The sequence below is a fragment of the Streptomyces sp. NPDC089915 genome, from assembly GCF_040684675.1.
In the GTDB taxonomy this organism is placed as follows: Bacteria; Actinomycetota; Actinomycetes; order Streptomycetales; family Streptomycetaceae; genus Streptomyces.
Window position 1 is genome coordinate 1 of the sequence record NZ_JBFBGN010000292.1, and the last position, 2607, is coordinate 2607.

General features: G+C 72.5%; 2 protein-coding genes and 1 tRNA gene. 2 read left to right on the plus strand and 1 reads right to left on the minus strand.

What is annotated here, in order from left to right:
• The first annotated feature begins 112 nt into the window (after nt 1–112).
• Complete coding sequence (locus tag AB0O29_RS34990) at nt 113–535, plus strand: arsenate reductase ArsC (RefSeq protein ID WP_365160213.1); 423 nt, start codon at nt 113–115, stop codon at nt 533–535.
• A 128-nt stretch (nt 536–663) separates the two neighbouring features.
• Here the strand turns inward: AB0O29_RS34990 and AB0O29_RS34995 are convergent, their stop codons facing one another.
• On the minus strand, nt 664–2214 hold the full coding sequence (locus AB0O29_RS34995; protein ID WP_365160216.1) for a hypothetical protein: 1551 nt from the start codon (nt 2212–2214) through the stop codon (nt 664–666).
• A gap of 164 nt (nt 2215–2378) precedes the next feature.
• Here AB0O29_RS34995 and AB0O29_RS35000 point away from each other — a divergent pair.
• A tRNA-Gly gene (locus AB0O29_RS35000) sits at nt 2379–2452 on the plus strand.
• Nucleotides 2453–2607: the final 155 nt, after the last annotated feature.

Sequence of the window (2607 nt, forward strand, 5' to 3'; positions counted from 1 at the left end):
CCGCGGGGCAGGACGGCCCGTCCGCCGGGGGCCAGGACGGGGCCGTCGTTCCCCACGCCGGGCGGCAGCCCGCCGCCCCCGCCCGTTCCACCGAAGAAAGCGCCCTGGCCTGGTGAGCACCTCCCCCGTCCCGTCCGTGCTGTTCGTCTGCGTGCACAACGCCGGCCGCTCGCAGATGGCCGCCGCCTTCCTCACCCGCCTCGGCGGCGACCGCGTCCAGGTCCGCTCGGCCGGCTCAGCCCCCGCGAGCGCCGTGAACCCGGCCGTCGTACAGGCCCTGGTCGAGGTCGGCATCGACATTTCCGCCGAGACCCCGAAGGTCCTCACCGCCGAGGCGGTACAGGCCTCGGACGTGGTGATCACCATGGGCTGCGGCGACGCCTGCCCCTATTTCCCCGGCAGGCGCTACCTCGACTGGCGGCTGGAGGACCCCGCCGGACAGGGCGTCGCGGCCGTCCGGCCGATCCGCGACGAGATCGAGCAGCGCATCCGCGGCCTGCTCGCCGAACTCGGCATCGAGCCTGCGGCGTGGTGACGGCCTGAAGTGCCGTCCACTCCAGTGGCATCCGGTGCCGCTCGAACTTCTGTGACGTGCTGCCGAACCGTCCGCAGACGGTGTCCGGCTCCATGCCGAGGGTGGGACGGTCCTCGAAAGCGACGCCCTCAGGCGGGCCGGGGTGACGCAAGCCTGTGCGCGGTCTCCGCGGCCCGGCGCAGGTTCTCGGTGGGGTGAGCGAGTGCGTCGAGCATCGTCTGCCCTGCCCGCAGTGCCGCCCGGGCCACCTCGTGAAGACCGAGCGGCACGGCGGCCTGGGTGATGAGGAAGTGTTCCTCGGTGACCCGCATCCCCAGCCCGAGCTCCCGCCAGGTGAAGGTCCGACAGGACGGTTGCGGTAGGTCGAGATCGAACGCCAGCTGATCGGTGGGCGGCGGTGGCGGCGGGCCGTCGAGTAGCGTGACCGCCCGGCGGAGGGACTGCCAGGCCGCCTCCACCTCGCCGTGGCGGCGTTGCAGAGAGGCGAGGTCGACGAGGGCCGAACCGCGCTTGTCCGCCGGGTCCTGCAGGGACGCGTGCAGGCGGCGGGCCCGGATCGCCTGCCCGAGGTCTCCGACGGCTTCGAACTCACGGACCAGGAGCCCGAGCAGAGCCTCATCGCGCGGGCCCGTACCGTCGAGGATGCGTATGAGCGCGGCGCGGGCCAGTTCGGTCCGCCCCTGGCGGCGGGCCAGCTCCGTCCAGGTGAGTTCGTACTCGTCGTGGGGGTCCCGGCCGTAGTTCGAATCGTCGAAGTCCGCCGCCCACTGGGCGAGGGCTCGTGCGGAATCGGGGAAACCGCCGAGCAGGAAGTGGACATCGGGGTTGGCCTCCCGCAGGGACCGCAGCAGAGCGTGGTCCTGCGCCTCGCCGTGCAGGGCGACCAGGACCGCGGCGAGGCGGAGCTCTTCCGTGGGGCCCCGGCGGGCTTCCCGCCGCAGGAGTACGCGCAGAGGTTCCAGGTCGCCCGGCTGCCGGTCGTACTGGGCAGCGCGCAGGACGGTGGCCCGTCGTGCCGGATCGCCGGCGATCGCGTCCCAGCAGTCGCGGTCCGCCCGCATCAGGGCCAGATCGGTCCGGCCGGGAGCGAGAACCGCCTGCCACAGCGGCGGACGCCGAAGGCGGTCGAGCAACTCGTACGCGCAGCCTTCGTCCGCGTTCAGCAGCAGGAACTCCGGCTCGGTCCGCAGAAGGGACTTCTGGAGCCTGTGCAGCAGCTCCCTCCTGGGGAGCTCGCGCAGGCCCAACCCGCTGAGCAGCGTGCTGCGATCGGCGTCCAGCTCGGGGGCGTAGGAGCCCCGGATCTCGTCCTCGGTCCGGTTGAACACCGCCTCCAGTGCCTCGTCATCGGCCGCGAGGTCGAGTTCGGTGTAGTCGTGCCATCCCGGCAGACCGAAGAGGATCTCCAGAGCCTCGTCCATGCCGGCGCCGATGAGGCCGGCTTGGCCCTCGGAGCTCGCGTACAGCACGGCCCCGTCGGCACATGCGAAGTACGTTCCGCCGGTGTCGTCGCCCGCCACGGCGCTCAGCGGCGCGCCGCTCGCCAGACGGACCTCTTCCCCGTGCCCGGCCCGGTCGAGATCAAAATCGAAGGACGCCGCGGCCAGCCTCACCAGATCAGGATTCCGGCGCAGGACGGCAAGGACGTGGTCGGCAGGGACCTGGTCGGGGCGCGTCATGGCCGGACCGTAACAGGCGCCGCTGACACCGGACGGTGCGCGGTCTCCATGGCGGAGGGTCTGCTCGGCCCGTGAACGTGCGTCGTAGGCCCCCCGTACCGCGGCCGGTGGGGCGGAAATCGATTGCCGGGTCCGGGTGGTCGTTCTAGGGTCTGGGCATCGAACGGCGTGTAGCTCAGTCAGTCAGAGCACCGGGCTTCCTACCCGGGGGGCGCAGGGGCAGGTCCTGCCACGCCGGCTTATGAACCCGAACGCTGACCAGCAGCCCCCGATCCAGTCCAGCCGTCTCGCCGGTACGCCCGCGGCCGCGACGGCCGGTCCGGCCGCCGTCTCGTCCGCGTACGCCGCCGGCCAGTTGGCGCGGTACCGGCTACTTCTCCGTCACGCCCGCCG

Coding starts and splice junctions, on each gene's coding strand:
- AB0O29_RS34995 (WP_365160216.1), bottom strand. CDS start 2,214: ATGACGCGCCCCGACCAGGTCCCTGCCGACCACGTCCTTGCCGTCCTG.